Below are 16,555 nucleotides of genomic sequence, written 5' to 3' on the forward strand. Positions count from 1 at the left end.
TTTAATTTATTTTTGTTTAAAGACTGCTAGCAAGCAGTCTTTATTTTTTTATATTTGGCGCATGAAATTGAAATGGTGCATTTTATTGGTGGTAATTGGCTTGATTGGTATTGCCAGTCAGCAGCAAGTTTGTTTGCCAAATCAGGAAATCGTTTTGCGGTTTACTAATGATGGGGTAACATCAGACGAGGCTCAAAATGCTATTGCTATCGTAAAAAAGCAATTGCTAACAATTGGCGCGAATAATATTCATGTAAAAGAATCTCAAAAAGGCGGAAGTTTAAAGATTACCTATTACAGTGATACAGATGTTGCCAGTATAAAAAAATTACTTTCCAGAGAAAAAGATATAGAACTTGGTTACATTTCCTCTAGCCAAGATAACAAATCATCTAAATCGCCTTCCAAAAACAATCCAAGCGCTTATGATATTGATGTTTTTGAGCTTAAAAAGCAGGATGCGGGTTTTGAGGGCGGAAAATATGCTATAGAACTTAAATCGGAGAACATTCGATTTTTTATTCCTAACCTATTAGTATTTAATACAGAAATAGGCTATAATGATTTGGAGAGCGTTTTAAATCAAACCTATAAATTCCGAAAAAATAGTGCCATTGCTATAAATATTACTTCAAATAAAATTCCCGATGGTAGAGCTGGGCCGTTAGTTATTAGGTTTCAAAACCATAGCTAGTTTATAAATAAAAAAACAGCTAATTATATTAGCTTTCATAGGTCATTTGAAAGCTATTAATAATCATTTATAATCATAAAAAATAATTGTCAAATCATCGGTAAATTCTATATTTGCTCGATTAAAAAATTTGACCAAAAAATAATTAAATAATGCAAAATAAAGGACTAGTAAAATTGTTTGCGATTTTGTTTGGTTTGGTAAGTATTTACCAATTATCATTCACGTTTAAAGCAAATCAAATAGAGAACAATGCGGAAGCGATTGCAATAAGTAAAATTCCAAATACCGAAGCAGACTATAGGGAAAAGCGAAGTAACGATGAAGCAAGTTATTTAGAATCTATTTCTAAAGATACCGTATTTAATATGGGTGTTGCAAAATACACCTATGATGAGGTGAAGCAAAAGGCAATGAATCTTGGGTTGGATTTAAAAGGAGGTATCAATGTTATTTTACAAATATCAGTAAAAGATATTTTAAAAGGATTGGCAAATAATACTAAAAGCCCAGTATTCAACAAAGCATTAGATGATGCTAGTGAACTTCAAAAGAATAGTCAAAATACATATTTAGAAGATTTCTTTATCGCTTTTGATAAGATTAAAGGGGATACTAAACTGGCGTCTCCAGATATATTTTACACCAAAGAATTAGATGGCGAGATTGTTGGAAATATGTCTGATGATGAAGTTAAAAGCGTTATTACAACGAAAATTGATGAATCAATCACTTCTGCTTTTGAAGTATTACGTAAGCGTATTGATGAGTTTGGTGTAACGTCTCCAAACATCCAGCGTTTAGGTAATTCTGGGCGTATTTTGGTTGAATTGCCAGGTGTAAAAGATATTGAGCGTGCTTCAACCTTATTGCAAAGTACCGCACAATTGGAATTTTGGGATGCTTATAGAGGAGAACAATTTTTACCGTTTATTCAAGAAGCCAATGAGGTTTTAAAAGAAATTGTTGATGTTGATACAGAAAATTCTGAAGTTGAAAGTGAAGGTGATGAAAATGCTCAAGATTCTAAGATTGATGATCTTTTAGGAGAAACCAGTGTAGATTCTACAGCAAATGCATCTAATAATCCATTAGTTGATTTATGGAGAGGAATGGGTTACCAAGGAGGGCCAGTAGTTGGAAGATTTGAAATTAAAGATAAAGAGACTGTTCTAAAATACTTAAATATGCCTCAAGTAAGGGCATTGCTTCCAGCGGAGCAACGCTACGTTAAGTTTGTTTTTGGTAAACCAGAAGAAAATAGTGAGATTGTAGATTTGTATGCGCTTGCAGGAAATAGAGATAATATACCAGAGTTAAGTGGCGCCGTTGTTGTTGATGCCAGAAATGTATTTGGACCAACAGGAAATCCAGCAGTATCCATGCAAATGAATTCAAAAGGGGCTAAGATTTGGGAGGAAATGACAGGGAAAGCTTTTTCTCAAGGAAGTCAGATTGCCATTGTTTTAGATAATGTGGTTTATTCTGCACCAGGCGTAACAACTGGACCAATATCTGGAGGAAGCTCTGAAATTTCAGGAAACTTTACATTAAACGAAGCCATAGATTTAGCAAATGTATTACGCGCCGGTAAATTACCCGCTCGCGCAGAAATTATTGCTAGCGAAGTTGTAGGACCATCTTTAGGTCAAGAGTCCATTGATAGTGGAACAACATCTTTTATGATAGCCTTAGTATTAGTATTAATATGGATGATTGTTTACTATGGCAAAGCAGGTGGTTTTGCTGACATAGCCATGGTATTTAATATTGTCTTGATTTTTGGTGTGCTTTCTGGATTGGGAGCCGTGTTAACATTGCCGGGTATTGCTGGTATTGTACTTACTATAGGGATGTCCGTTGATGCGAATGTCATCATCTTTGAACGTATCAGGGAAGAATTGGCAAAAGGCAAAGGAAAAAAAGAAGCCATTCAAGATGGGTTTAGTAACGCCTTGTCTTCAATTTTAGATGCTAATATCACGACAGGTTTAACCGCATTAATTTTATTTATTTTTGGAACGGGGCCTATTAAAGGATTTGCTACTACCTTATTAATAGGTATTGTAACATCATTGTTTACGGCCATATTTATTACAAGACTATTAGTCGATTGGTATGTAAATAAAGGTGGAAAACTAGAGTTTTCAACACCAGTTACCAAAAACCTTTTCAGAAATATAAATATTGAGTTTTTAAAGAAACGAAAAGTAGCTTATATCATTTCTAGTATATTTATACTAGTAAGTTTAGGATCTTTAATCACCAATAGTTTAGATCAAGGTGTCGATTTTGTGGGAGGAAGAACATATCAGGTACGCTTTGCACAAGATGTGAGCCCTACAGAAATATCAAAGGTGCTTTCTGATGCCTTTGGAAGTGCTGATGCGAAAACATTTGGAACTGCCAATCAATTAAAAATAACAACTAAGTATAAAATAGATGAAACCAGTTCGGAAGTAGATGAGGAAATCAGAAACAAATTATACACCGTGCTACAGCCTTATTTAACTGGAATTACTTATGACGATTTTATCAGTGATGCAGAAACTAAAACAGTGGGACTGATGCAGTCTTTTAAAGTAAGCCCAACAATTGCTGACGATATAAAACAAGCCTCTTTTTGGGCCATATTTGGGTCGTTGATCGTCGTATTTCTTTATATTTTATTACGTTTCAAAAAGTGGCAATTCTCTTTAGGAGCTGTTGCAGCGGTATTTCATGATGTATTAATTGTATTAGGTGTTTTCTCTTTGACCTATAAGTTTATGCCCTTTAGTATGGAGATAGACCAAGCATTTATAGCTGCTATCCTTACAGTAATTGGATATTCATTAAATGACACGGTTATTGTTTTTGATAGAGTGAGGGAATACCTAAATGAACACACAACCTGGAATTTCCAAAAAATTGTTGATGTATCATTAAGTAGTACACTAAGTCGAACTTTAAATACATCATTAACCACATTGGTAGTATTATTAACCATCTTTATCTTTGGTGGTGAATCCATTAGAGGATTTATGTTTGCATTAATAGTAGGTATTGTTGTAGGAACCTATTCATCGTTATTTATAGCATCGCCAATAATGTACGACACCATTAATAAATTAGAAGAGAAAAAGAAAAAAAACTAACTCAAAATTTTTTCTTTAATTAGAGCCTATCACGAAAATTGATAGGCTTTTTTTTTCTAAATTTTTTTTTAAAATTTAGCATATCAAATGAATAACAGAACTGTTATTTGCATAAATTCGCATATAAATTATAACGCCAAATCGGCATCTTAATCATGAATAATATCAGTCTTTTTTTCAAGTGAAAACAAAGCAAACTTCAGGCAAAAAATTCCTTTTCATCTCAAGATGGGGTGAATCCCTAGATATTGCATACACTACCTTATTGGAAGGAAATGAGGTTAAATTATTTATAGAAGATAAATCCTCAAGAGAAATTGGTCTTGGTTTTGTGAAAAAAGTCACGAAATGGGAAGAGCATATCGATTGGGCCGATGTGATTATTTTCGATTATACGGGCTATGGTAAAATAGCTACTCAATTAAGAGCTGCCGGTAAACTGGTTATTGGTGGAACAGAGTATACCGATAACCTGGAGCTTGACAGGAACTTTGGCCAAGCGGAATTACAGAAACATAAAATAAAAGTATTGCCCTCAAAAGAATTTGTTTCGTTTAAAGACGCTATTAATTATATTGAGCAAAATCCCAATTCGTATGTACTTAAACCCTGTGGAGAAACCCAAGAATTAAAACAATTATTATTTGTTGGAAGTGATGATGAAGGGTTAGACGTTGTTAGGGTCTTAAAAGCTTACGAAAAATCATGGGGCGATAATTTTGGAAACTTCCAGTTACAACGAAAAGTTAAAGGCGTAGAAATCTCCATAGCGGCTTTTTTTAATGGCGATGAATTTATTTACCCCATAAACATAACGTTTGAACATAAAAAATTGTTTCCAAAAGAATTGGGAGTTTCTACAGGCGAAATGGGAACCAGTATGTTCTGGACAAGAGATTCCCCTATTTTTGAAGCAACACTTTTGAAATTTCAAAATACCTTAGCAAAACATAATTTTATTGGGCATATAGATATCAACTGTATTGTTAACGGCAACGGTATTTATCCGTTAGAGTTTACATCCCGCTTTGGTTATCCGCAAATATTTATTCAAAGAGCAGGTATTATAGAACCTATTGGAGAGTTGTTTTATAAACTGGCATCTAAACAAAAGTTTAAAATCAATGTTAGAAAAGGATTTCAAGTAGGTGCTTTTATAGTGGTGCCGCCATTTCCTTTTGATGATAAAAAAGCATTCAGACTTTTTTCTAAAGATGCTGTTGTGGTTTTTAAAAAGAACGGAAAAGAAGGTGTGCACCCCATGCACTTAAAGAAAATTAATGACGAATGGTTAATAACAGGTAATATAGGAATTGCTGTTTTGGTAACGGGAACAGGAACGACTATGAAAGATGCCCAAAAAATGATGTATAACCGAATAAGCAACATCATTATTAACAATAGCTATTATAGAACAGATATTGGTGACAGATGGAGCGAAGACTCGGATAAATTATGGTCTTGGGGATTGCTATAACGATATGGACTTTAAGGAAATAACAGCATACAATCAATTTTTCAATATGTTACCTCAGGATTGGCAAGAAAGTATTTTGCCTTTTTGGGAAACATACAAAAACACCACTAAATGTTATGTGCTTTTAGAGAATGATGAAACCATTGCTGGTGGATTGGTGTTTTCAGAATGCCCTCCAGATATGTTATACGCCAAGGAAGAAGCCGGTACCTGGTTCAAGAATGGGTATCTCTATTTAGGATTTATCTATGTTTTGGAAGAAAAAAGAGGACACAGTTTAGGTTCTATTTGGTTATCACATCTTAAAAATAAGTTTCCCAAACAAAAATATTGGTTAACCATTGAAGATTTAGGACTTCATGGTTTTTATACTAAAAACGGCTTTATAAAAGTCAAAACCCTCAGTCACGAAGGGCAAGACGAAATCCTTTATTGTTTTGATGCTATTTAGAATATTCGAATTTAGGCTTCCACATTAAAATACACTTTGTAGTAATGCATTTTTTTATCTTCATCATAACCGCGTTCTAAATATTCGCTAGAAGCTTCTGGGGCATCAATATCAAGTTTTATTTGAATATTGGTATCTAATTTTATATCGGTTTTAATCTTTTTCTTTTCTTTATTAACAACGGCCTCTGCAACATCAAATTGATTTCGCATCACGATGTTTTGTTCACCTTCAAACGTCTTTTTGTAATCGTCGAATAGACTTTTATGTTTGTCTTCTTGAAAAACGTCATCTTTAAAACGTTCAATATTAACAACCTCATTCTCTTTAAAAAAATCAATGGTTTTGGCTAAAAACGTATTTTGCTCTTGGGCACCATAACTCGTTTTTAAAACTTCAGCAGAAAATTCTTTGCAGAGCTCAATATATTGTTGTGTATGGCTATTGGCATCATCAGCATATTTAATGTTCAAAAATTGGTTTATCCAATATTGCGCATCGTAACTATTATTATCTACGCTTAAAATAATATTGCCTTCGGTATCTGTTTGGTTTAATATAAGACAACCTTTATCTACTTTTTTAGAACTGATGCCTTTTTGCACTAAAACATCGTAACTATTGTTTTCTAAATACGTTTGAAAAAAATCGACTTTAGTCTCAATTTTAAATATTCCTAGAGCGTTTGTTGTTATCTCATTAAATTCAATACCCTCAAACATAACAATTAAAACATCACCGGTTTTAATGTTTGCAGAAGCAGATTGTTCATACAAATGTGTAACAACGTGTTTTGAAATGTCAACAAAGGCATCATCGTCACTAAAAATTTGCTTAGCATAACTGTTAATTTCGTTTAAGCTAATGTTTGCATGGTGATTAAAGCGGTAACTCTGTACCACACTACTAAACGGACGCAACAAAAAAGGCAGCATTAAATTATAACTGGCTTCATCAAAATCCACTATTTTTTCTGAAAAGGCATTCTTGGTATCGTTGAATTTATTACCAACTTTATGGATAATGAATTTTGAAATAGAGGCGTTTTTTCTAGTAATCATGTTCTGTTTTTTAATACTGCAATAGTACTAATTTCAAAACAGAAACCTGTAAAAAAAGAACGCCAAAGTAGAAACTTTGACGCTCAAGATTTAGGGACTTGAGATTTGGTTGTCGTTAATTTGATTATTTGGTAATGCTTGTTAACTCGGAATATCCCAAGAGTTTTCCTCCTTTGTTATAGGTTTCGCTTTTAACGGCTCCAACACCTTCTGAAATCCATTCTTTTATTTCGAACGATTGTTTTATGCCTATTTTCATTTCAGTGTTATAACTTAATGCAAAACAATCAAATGTGCCAGCAGCAGTAGTTACTGATTCTTTGGCATTTACTTTTCTGTCTACCATATCAATGCTCATATTCATTTTAATACCTCCCATATTTATAGCCATGTTTAATTGAGCGTCTTTTAAGTTTTGCCCAACGCTTAAGTTATTTGGTAATTCAATATTGGTTCCAGTCATCTCAACTTCCATATCTTTATATTGTTTAAGCATTTCTGGATTCATTAAAGATTTAAAATCAATTGAAATACCATCCCCATCACAAGTCATTTCATAACTTGCTGTTGAAACTTCTTTGCCTTTATCATCAGAGATTTTAGTATTTATGGTAGCCACATTGTTTTTAATGCTTACAATTTCGTAATCTACAACACTTTCTTTTTTGCCTTTTTTATCAAAGCTTGTTATTTGAAATTTAGCACCTTCCTTAAAAGGATAATAGGTACTACAAGCATTTTGGGAGATAGTAGTAATACTTGCTAGAAGCATTAAAACCAATAGAGTGATTTTGGTTTTCATAAAGTTTATATTTTAATGAATTCTACACGTCTGTTTTGGGCTTTACCATTGGGAGTATTATTATCATCAACTGGCGTGCTTTCACCTTTTCCATCCGTTTGAAGTTTATCGGAAGAAACACTATAAACTTTTATAAGTGCATTTTTTACAGCTTCTGCTCTTGCTTTTGAAAGTTTTAAATTGGCATCTTCGCTTCCGTCAGAATCGGTATGCCCAACAATATTTAACTTTATGGTGCCATCTTGCTGTAAGACTTGGGAAATTTGACGGATAATCCCGTAAGATTGTGGTTGAATGTTAGCCGAACCAGAATCAAATAAAATACCATTTGTTGATACTTTTCCGTTACTAAGTAATTCACGCCTTAAATCTTGTCCGCCCTCAGCCAATTTTAAGTTTCCTATAAAAATACGTTCTTCACCATCTTTCAAATTATTGATATGAAATTTAACAAAATTTAGAACATTTAATTGTTCTACAAACCTAGGGACATCTACATACTTTACTTCGTTTACCCAAAGTCTGTATCTATTTTTGGTAACCGATATAGCGATATGGGGTTGGTTTTTTACTTCGTTGCGGATGTCTGCTTTGATAGAAGAATTGATAGTTGGTTTTCTATTAAAATTATTGTACATACGAATATCAAAAGCGCCATATTGACCAAAAGGTAGGGATGCAGAAACATAATGTTGTGCGCCTTCATCAAACAAATTGTTGTCACTAAAATAAACCGTTAACCTAGCGTTTGATGAGGTTTGCTGACTTAAACCTTCTGTTAAGAGATCAAATTCTATGGTGTAATCTTCAGGCAGGCTTTTTATATCTGGAATAAAATAAATACCATATCCTGGCTTAAATTCAAACCAGTTACCTTCAACTTTGTTGAATTTAACAACCTCTCCAGAGGCGTTAGTATTCCATCTACTGGGGAAATCACCAATAAAATCTTGCGAAAAATCATCAAAAAACAACAGTTTATCACCAGGGACAAAATCAAATTTGCTATAAATTTCTAGATTATCAGAAACGTTTGAGTTTTCAACGGCATCAATTGGTTCATTACCGGTTTTTGGAGTGGTCTTGTTGGGGCTAGGATTGGTTTGAGGTATTTTTTCTGTAGAAGGATTTTCATTAGGATTTAAAATAGTATCCATTGTCTTTTCGGTTTCCTTCTCAACCTTTTGTTCTAACTTACGTTCTACAGTTTCCTCAGCTTTCTTTTGAAGTTTTTTAAGCAACTGCGCATTTGCTTTTGGAATGGAAAATAAAATAAAACTTAAAAGACAAATGAAGTGAATTGATTTAATTGTAATTTTCATTGTAAAAAATTGATTAATAGCTTTGTAAAGATAAAAATTACTTAATCAATAACAAAAATGTTTTAAATAAAGAAAGGGTTATTTACTTAATTCAGCCTAATATATTTTATACAGAATTACGGAATTGCTTTCTCCTTTAACAGCAAATCCTAGGGTTCTATTTTTATCAATAGTATCAAGTGTTGCAATTGAATTTCCGTAAACAGGAAAATTTGATAAAAGTTCTCCTTGGCTATCATATAGATATACTTTGTGCGCCTGTAAATCGGTTACCGAAACATAAATTTTGTCATTGATATAAAATAATTTGAGTGGAGCATAAGTGCCAAAATCCAATTCAACGGTTTTGCCTTTAATGGTTAATCTATTTTCACTTTGCGTTGCCAATGTTTTACTGCTGGCATCTATATGGTGTTTTTCGGCAAGATTAAGGTTTAATACTGAGGTATTTCCATTAGTGTCTATAGAGATTAAATCACCCGTAGTGTTGGTTGTTGTAAACTTAGTGTTATAAAAAAATACCGGCTCACTAGAAAATGTAGTGGAGGTTTTAGGTGTGATTCTGGTTCTACCCGTTCTATCTAATATGTAAAGTTTGTTTTGCGTTTTTAATGTAATATAGTCTTTGCCGCTTATTCTTATATGTTGTGGCTGATTGATTATGTTATCATTTGCAGATTTAAAAGTAAACCCACTTACCAATTTAGCATTTACATCATACATAAGGATGTTTTTTCCTTGAGTGACTAGCAGTCTGTAATTTTTATTTTTATCGTAATCAAAAACCGATAGAGGTTGTGTGATGTTATCATTAAATTTTGCTGGAAATGGAGCCACATCCTTTCCGTTTCTATCAAGGACATAAACGCGATGGGGGGTTGCAAACGTTAATTGAAGTCTGCCATTCTTGTAAATATCAATTTGCTCCATAGTTCCCAAAATGGGCCCTTCTAATTGTTTTTTCCAGAGAATTTTTCCTTTATTGGAAATTAAATACAGGTTATTGTTTATATCTTGGACGACAATTTCCTTTTCCTTTGTAATGTGGTTGGTAACAAATTGGGGCGTATTTAATAAATCGGTATCTAATTTTATATTTAACTCTTCAGAAACAGAGTTTTCACTGGCTTTAATTTTGGTTTGTTTTATAATGGCATTAACATGGGCAAAATTAGTATCGTAAATAAATTGTAAAGCCGAAGCATTATAATTACTTAAACCAGAACCAATGGGTTCTTCAAGATTTTTTTCTAAAACAGTTTTAAGAATGGTCGGATTTCCAACAAGCATTAAAGAGGAGGCATCGTTTAATTGTTCTTTAATATCATTAAAATAAGATTGTTCACTTAACGTGGTTTTATTTAAATAACTGGCAATGATATTATGAAGCAACTCGATATCATCCGCAAACACAAAAAAATTATCCAGTACGCAATATTTTGTAGCGTTATTGAACGTTATTAATGGATGGAAGGTTTTAGAGAATAAATCCGGGTTACTAAAATTAAAGATATCTGTTTCCCTAAACGTTTCAAGAGTATTCAATTCCGCTAATAATTCGTCTTTGGTAGCCATAATATCCAGGGAATTTAAAACAATGGCACGTTTGTTTTCTTCATAAATCACACCAACTTCAATAATGTTGTCAAAAAGAGTGGTTGAATTTGCAACAGAATCCTTCTTTGTGAACGGCTGTAAATTGGTTTTTAAATTTTCAAAATCATTAAAAGTAAAACTCATAAAACCATCACTATTATTTGGTGTGATGTTTTGTAATTGATTTTCTTGCGGAATGGTGTTTTTAAAAATATTGATCGTGTTTAAAGAATCCAAACCTTTGGTAATGCCATTAATAAATAATTGATTCTGGTTAATATCAACATCTACAGCAGTATAATTTGTAAATGTTTTTAAAGGCAATCCTTGATCTAAAAACAATGACTTTATAAATGACTGCTTTGAATTTATAATGATTGATACTGTTTTATCTGTGGCCGTAGTGTTGTAAATTTTTTCTAGTTCTGTGTCAATAAACGCTTTGTCATAAGCAGAATCGATAATGTCTTTTGATGAAGATGCCATAAATACACTATCAACAACGGTACTGTAAAAAGTGTGATTTTTAAGAGTGGCTTTTATTATCGACTTATCCTCATATGTTAAAGTTTCCTCCTTATAATTTTTTAGAGAGTCTGTTATAATTAGGTTTTTGCTAAATGTTGTTATGATGGTGTATTGAAGGCTATCGGTTTTATCTTTTGAAAAACATATTAAAACATCTCCAGTAGGTTTTAAAAGCGACACATGCTCTAGCTTAGTTTCAAGATTTCTAAAAGTTTTTGTGTTAGAAAGAATTTCAAAAAAACCACTGTTTTTTATGCTGCTTTTTAAGCTTTCAATATTGTCTGTTCTTAAAATAATAGAGGTGTTTTCTGGTGTGTAGTGAATTAGCTGGGTTCTATTAACGTCTGGATTATTACAGCTAAATGTTAAAACAAGTAAGAGGGCAAAACAAAAAAATCTCATGGATAGCTTAATTTATACAAACCTACATATTTTTCATTTTACTATTAAATAAAACGCAAGGGAATATAAAACCAATGTCCTATAAAACGCTAAAAATTAAGTTTTAATTGTTCGGGTAAAAGTCTGAAGGATCTTCTATGGTATTTAGTAATGCCATATTTTTTTATAGCTTCTCTATGTTCAGCCGTTGGATAGCCTTTGTTTTGTTTCCAATTGTACATGGGGTATTCTTCATGTATGGAATCCATATAGGCATCACGATATGTTTTTGCTAAGATGGATGCAGCAGCAATACTCAAATATTTTCCATCGCCTTTTATAATGGTTTCAAAAGGGATGGTATTTAAAGGTTTAAATCTATTGCCATCAACTATGATGAATTCCGGTGTTATTTTTAAATTGTTTACAGCCTTGTGCATGGCCAAAATAGAAGCATTCAAAATATTTATTTTATCTATATCTTCTTGAAAAACATGGGCGACTCCAAAAGTTAAAGCTTCAAGTTCTATGATGGGTTTAAGGAATGCCCTTTTTTTTTCGCTCAGTTGTTTGGAATCATTTAATATAGAATTTTCAAAAACAGTTGGCAGTATAACGGCAGCAGCTGTAACAGGACCTGCCAAACAACCACGTCCAGCTTCGTCGGTACCGCACTCTAGTTTAAAATTCGAATGATTTAATAATAACATGAAATAAATCTTACTACCAAATTTATAATTTTTACCGACACTTAACGTTCAAATAATTACTTTTGCTTCGGAAAAAATAAATTGATGATAAAAATATTTCTAGCATTACTTACCGTATTTTTCTATTATGGGGCATTTGCTCAAATTGGACCAAATAGACCGAGTCGATCAGGTGGGGGACAGGGTGGAAGGTCGCCTCTTGACACCATTGGTAAAGCAACCAAGGAAGTTGCGAAAATAACAGATTACCTTATTATTTCTCATGAAAATGACACAACTTATGTTGATACGACGCTGACCATAAAAAAAGATTATAAATTCAATTATTTAAGAAGGGACAATTTTGGACTCATGCCTTTTTCAAATTTAGGACAAACATATAATAGTTTGACTTACGATTTTGAAAGCACCAACTTAATGCCCAGTTTTGGCGCTAGGGCAAGGCATTTTAATTATATGGAAGTAGAGGACATTAGTTATTATAGGGTTCCAACGCCATTAACAGAGTTATTATATAAATCAGCATTCGAACAAGGTCAGTTAGCCGATTCCTTTTTCACAGTAAATACCTCTCCTCAATTTAATTTCTCCATAGCTTACAAAGGATTGAGGTCGTTGGGAAAATACCAGCACATATTAACAAGCACGGGTAATTTTAGGTTTACGGCAAATTACAAAACAAAGAACAAGCGTTATTTTGTTAGAACCCATATTATAACCCAAGATTTAATGAATCAAGAAAATGGCGGGTTGCAAGAGGTTAGTGTTGATAATTTTGAAAGTGGTGATCCAGAATTTCTAGACCGATCTATATTAGAGGTTAATTTTGAAAATGCCGAAAACATTTTGGTAGGTAAAAGAGTTTATTTGGATCATAAATATTACCTGTTGAATAAAAAGGATTCCTTATCAGCAAATCAAATTAGTATAGGTCACGTTTTGTCTTTTGAAGATAAATATTATGAGTACGAGCAATCCAACGCAAATACAACTTTTTTTGGACCAGCTTTTAAAGCCTCTCAATTCACAGATCGTGTTGCTCTCGAAAATCTCTACAATCAAGCAAGTTTAAATTATAGTAATGATATTATAGGAGATTTACAATTCAATATAAGTAATACCAACTATAATTACGGTTACAATAAAGTTGTTGTATTAAATGGCAATACCATTTCTAACAGATTAAAAGGAGATGTGATTTCAGCTGGTGGTAAATATCATAAAGCATTTAAAAAGTTTGAATTTAATGGAGAATTAGGGTTGAATGTTGCTGGAGATTTTGATGGTAATTTTATTAAAGGCGAAGCTACTTTTAAACTCAATGAAGATTTGTCGGCTACAGCAGCCATTAATCACAATTCAAAAGCGCCTAATTATAATGTGTTATTGTATCAAAGTAATTATTTAAATTATAATTGGCGGAACAATTTTAATAATACCGAAACCCAACAACTTTCATTTCAGCTAAAATCCAATAAAATAGCAAATATCTCATTTGATTATTCCACAATTACAGATTACACCTATTTTAAACGAGATGACGATAATGCCATTAAGGCATTTCAAAACAATAAAACCATAACCTATTTAAGGGTTAAATTAGAAAAAGAAATAAGGTTTGGTAATTTTGCACTCGACAATACCATACTTTATCAGAATGTACAAGATGAAAGTGGCGTGCTTAATGTCCCCGAACTAACAACACGAAACACCTTATATTATGCCAATCACATATTTAAAAAAGCGATGTATTTGCAAACAGGTGTTACATTCAATTATTTCACAAAGTATTATATGAATGCCTACGATCCGTTATTGGCAGAATTCTATGTTCAAAATACTAGGCAATATGGTGAATTCCCAAGATTGGATTTCTTTATTAACGCCAAAATTCGTCAAACACGCATCTTTTTAAAAGCTGAACATTTTAATTCGGCCTTTACGGGTTATAATTATTATTCAGCACCAAACTATCCCTATCGTGATTTTACAGTACGTTTTGGTGTTGTTTGGAATTTCTTTATGTAATTTTTTTGGCATTCCCAAGCTAAAATGAGCTTGGTCGCGCTTTCACTACTCACTTTTATTATCAATTACTTTTACAGTAATTCATAATAAAGAGTTCAAACATATAGCCTGCGTTGAGCGCAGCCGAAACGTTCAATCGCTAATGCAACCTTCGAAATAATAAGAAAATGCAACATATAATAATGAGTGCACAACATAAAGGGTATTAAATAATAACGTAAATAATTAAAAATCAGTTATTAAAAACCCCTTAAAAAAACTTCAAAAAAAGGCATAAAAAAGTTTGTTTGGAATGTGAAAAGGGTCGTATGTTTGCAGCCGCTAAAAAAGGCAAATGCCTTGGGGCGGCGTTCGGCAGGAAATTATAAGGTTTGAAGAAAAAGGGATCAAAAAACTTTTTTCAAAAAACATTCAGAAAGTATTGCGGGATAAGAAAAAGGGTTTTATATTTGCACCCGCTTAGCAAGGAAACGAGCTGGGGAAAGAAAAAAAGAAGTTCATAGACATATTGAATTGACAGCGTAAGATCTAGCCGGAAACGGCGAAGATCGACAAAGAGAATAGATTATTTTGAGTACGAGAAATTCCGATTGATTGTTAAAACATTGGCGCGATGAGCGCCTAAAGATTAACGATGAAGAGTTTGATCCTGGCTCAGGATGAACGCTAGCGGCAGGCCTAACACATGCAAGTCGGGCGGGATTCGGTGGCTTGCCACCGATGAGAGCGGCGCACGGGTGCGTAACGCGTATACAACCTACCTTTTGCTACGGGATAGCCCAGAGAAATTTGGATTAACACCGTATAGCATATGGACCTCGCATGGGGACCATATTAAAGGCTACGGCAAAAGATGGGTATGCGTCCTATTAGCTAGATGGTGTGGTAACGGCATACCATGGCAACGATAGGTAGGGGCCCTGAGAGGGGGATCCCCCACACTGGTACTGAGACACGGACCAGACTCCTACGGGAGGCAGCAGTGAGGAATATTGGACAATGGGCGCAAGCCTGATCCAGCCATGCCGCGTGCAGGAAGACTGCCCTATGGGTTGTAAACTGCTTTTATACGGGAAGAAACACCCCCTCGTGAGGGGGCTTGACGGTACCGTAGGAATAAGGATCGGCTAACTCCGTGCCAGCAGCCGCGGTAATACGGAGGATCCAAGCGTTATCCGGAATCATTGGGTTTAAAGGGTCCGTAGGTGGACGGTTAAGTCAGGGGTGAAAGTCTGCAGCTCAACTGTAGAATTGCCCTTGATACTGGTCGTCTTGAATCATTGTGAAGTGGTTAGAATATGTAGTGTAGCGGTGAAATGCATAGATATTACATAGAATACCGATTGCGAAGGCAGATCACTAACAATGTATTGACACTGATGGACGAAAGCGTGGGTAGCGAACAGGATTAGATACCCTGGTAGTCCACGCCGTAAACGATGGATACTAGCTGTTCGGATTTATCTGAGTGGCTAAGCGAAAGTGATAAGTATCCCACCTGGGGAGTACGGGCGCAAGCCTGAAACTCAAAGGAATTGACGGGGGCCCGCACAAGCGGTGGAGCATGTGGTTTAATTCGATGATACGCGAGGAACCTTACCAGGGCTTAAATGTAAGTTGCATTAGGTGGAGACACTTATTTCTTCGGACCACTTACAAGGTGCTGCATGGTTGTCGTCAGCTCGTGCCGTGAGGTGTCAGGTTAAGTCCTATAACGAGCGCAACCCCTGTTGTTAGTTGCCAGCGAGTCATGTCGGGAACTCTAGCAAGACTGCCAGTGCAAACTGTGAGGAAGGTGGGGATGACGTCAAATCATCACGGCCCTTACGTCCTGGGCTACACACGTGCTACAATGGTAGGGACAGAGAGCAGCCACTGGGCGACCAGGAGCGAATCTATAAACCCTATCACAGTTCGGATCGGAGTCTGCAACTCGACTCCGTGAAGCTGGAATCGCTAGTAATCGCATATCAGCCATGATGCGGTGAATACGTTCCCGGGCCTTGTACACACCGCCCGTCAAGCCATGGAAGCTGGGAGTGCCTGAAGTCCGTCACCGCAAGGAGCGGCCTAGGGTAAAATCGGTAACTAGGGCTAAGTCGTAACAAGGTAGCCGTACCGGAAGGTGCGGCTGGAACACCTCCTTTCTAGAGAAAGACGATTAAAAGGAAATACAAAAAACTAAGAAAAGGATAGTTTATTCTCATTGCTGTTAATTTAAGATATATTAGTTGTTGGTTGATAGTTGATAGTTGTTGGTGAAGGCCGATGGCGGGCAACCAAAGACCGATAACCAAAAGAGTCTCATAGCTCAGCTGGTTAGAGCGCTACACTGATAATGTAGAGGTCGGCAGTTCGAGTCTGCCTG

Annotated in this window: 10 protein-coding genes and 1 rRNA gene; 6 read left to right on the forward strand and 5 right to left on the reverse strand. The window is 34.6% G+C overall.

Going from position 1 to position 16,555, the window contains the following annotated elements; translation table 11 throughout:
• The first annotated feature begins 61 nt into the window (after positions 1 to 61).
• The 4 genes from CSW08_RS08965 (at position 62) to CSW08_RS08980 (ending at position 5,759) form a co-directional block, all read left to right on the forward strand.
• The gene (locus tag CSW08_RS08965) at positions 62 to 694 is read left to right on the forward strand and encodes a hypothetical protein (RefSeq protein WP_106659549.1); all 633 of its coding nucleotides are present in this window, start codon (positions 62 to 64) and stop codon (positions 692 to 694) included.
• Between the two features lie 152 nt (positions 695 to 846).
• Positions 847 to 3,831, forward strand: coding sequence for a protein translocase subunit SecDF (gene secDF / locus CSW08_RS08970; RefSeq protein WP_106659550.1), 2,985 nt, complete (start codon positions 847 to 849; stop codon positions 3,829 to 3,831).
• Positions 3,832 to 4,012: 181 nt separating this feature from the next.
• Positions 4,013 to 5,308 carry a phosphoribosylamine--glycine ligase gene (locus CSW08_RS08975; protein ID WP_106659551.1) on the forward strand — a complete coding sequence of 432 codons (1,296 nt, stop codon included), beginning with the start codon at positions 4,013 to 4,015 and terminating at the stop codon, positions 5,306 to 5,308.
• Between the two features lie 4 nt (positions 5,309 to 5,312).
• Positions 5,313 to 5,759 (forward strand): GNAT family N-acetyltransferase, encoded by a 447-nt coding sequence (locus CSW08_RS08980; RefSeq protein WP_106659552.1) that lies wholly within the window; start codon positions 5,313 to 5,315, stop codon positions 5,757 to 5,759.
• A gap of 11 nt (positions 5,760 to 5,770) precedes the next feature.
• On the opposite strand, the gene CSW08_RS08985 is transcribed toward CSW08_RS08980, so the two are convergent.
• The 5 genes from CSW08_RS08985 to CSW08_RS09005 form a co-directional block, all read right to left on the reverse strand.
• Positions 5,771 to 6,820, reverse strand: a complete 1,050-nt coding sequence (locus CSW08_RS08985; RefSeq protein ID WP_106659553.1) for a nucleoid-associated protein — start codon at positions 6,818 to 6,820, stop codon at positions 5,771 to 5,773.
• 124 nt (positions 6,821 to 6,944) lie between these two features.
• Entirely contained in the window at positions 6,945 to 7,622 is a 678-nt protein-coding gene (locus tag CSW08_RS08990) for a TapB family protein (protein WP_106659554.1), read from the reverse strand.
• A 5-nt stretch (positions 7,623 to 7,627) separates the two neighbouring features.
• Entirely contained in the window at positions 7,628 to 8,944 is a 1,317-nt protein-coding gene (locus CSW08_RS08995; protein WP_106659555.1) for an OmpA family protein, read from the reverse strand.
• A gap of 96 nt (positions 8,945 to 9,040) precedes the next feature.
• On the reverse strand, positions 9,041 to 11,470 hold the full coding sequence (locus CSW08_RS09000; RefSeq protein ID WP_106659556.1) for a ribonuclease HII: 2,430 nt from the start codon (positions 11,468 to 11,470) through the stop codon (positions 9,041 to 9,043).
• Between the two features lie 89 nt (positions 11,471 to 11,559).
• A complete protein-coding gene (locus tag CSW08_RS09005; RefSeq protein ID WP_106659557.1) occupies positions 11,560 to 12,159 on the reverse strand; it encodes a ribonuclease HII in 600 nt (199 codons plus the stop codon).
• Positions 12,160 to 12,243: 84 nt separating this feature from the next.
• Here CSW08_RS09005 and CSW08_RS09010 point away from each other — a divergent pair, with 84 nt between their 5' ends.
• Together CSW08_RS09010 and CSW08_RS09015 are read left to right on the forward strand one after the other, a co-directional pair.
• Positions 12,244 to 14,187 carry a putative porin gene (locus CSW08_RS09010; RefSeq protein WP_106659558.1) on the forward strand — a complete coding sequence of 648 codons (1,944 nt, stop codon included), beginning with the start codon at positions 12,244 to 12,246 and terminating at the stop codon, positions 14,185 to 14,187.
• Positions 14,188 to 14,818: 631 nt separating this feature from the next.
• A 16S ribosomal RNA gene (locus tag CSW08_RS09015) occupies positions 14,819 to 16,334 on the forward strand.
• The last annotated feature ends 221 nt before the right edge of the window (positions 16,335 to 16,555 follow it).

Origin of the sequence: Confluentibacter flavum (assembly GCF_002843175.1) — a bacterium.
Classification (GTDB): domain Bacteria; phylum Bacteroidota; class Bacteroidia; order Flavobacteriales; family Flavobacteriaceae; genus Confluentibacter; species Confluentibacter flavum.

Excerpts from the sequence above, each read along its gene's own strand:
- CSW08_RS09000 (WP_106659556.1), bottom strand. The coding sequence starts at position 11,470 with ATGAGATTTTTTTGTTTTGCCCTCTTACTTGTTTTAACATTTAGCTGT.
- CSW08_RS08965 (WP_106659549.1), top strand. The coding sequence starts at position 62 with ATGAAATTGAAATGGTGCATTTTATTGGTGGTAATTGGCTTGATTGGT.
- CSW08_RS08990 (WP_106659554.1), bottom strand. The coding sequence starts at position 7,622 with ATGAAAACCAAAATCACTCTATTGGTTTTAATGCTTCTAGCAAGTATT.
- CSW08_RS08985 (WP_106659553.1), bottom strand. The coding sequence starts at position 6,820 with ATGATTACTAGAAAAAACGCCTCTATTTCAAAATTCATTATCCATAAA.
- CSW08_RS08980 (WP_106659552.1), top strand. The coding sequence starts at position 5,313 with ATGGACTTTAAGGAAATAACAGCATACAATCAATTTTTCAATATGTTA.
- secDF (WP_106659550.1), top strand. The coding sequence starts at position 847 with ATGCAAAATAAAGGACTAGTAAAATTGTTTGCGATTTTGTTTGGTTTG.
- CSW08_RS09010 (WP_106659558.1), top strand. The coding sequence starts at position 12,244 with ATGATAAAAATATTTCTAGCATTACTTACCGTATTTTTCTATTATGGG.
- CSW08_RS08995 (WP_106659555.1), bottom strand. The coding sequence starts at position 8,944 with ATGAAAATTACAATTAAATCAATTCACTTCATTTGTCTTTTAAGTTTT.
- CSW08_RS09005 (WP_106659557.1), bottom strand. The coding sequence starts at position 12,159 with ATGTTATTATTAAATCATTCGAATTTTAAACTAGAGTGCGGTACCGAC.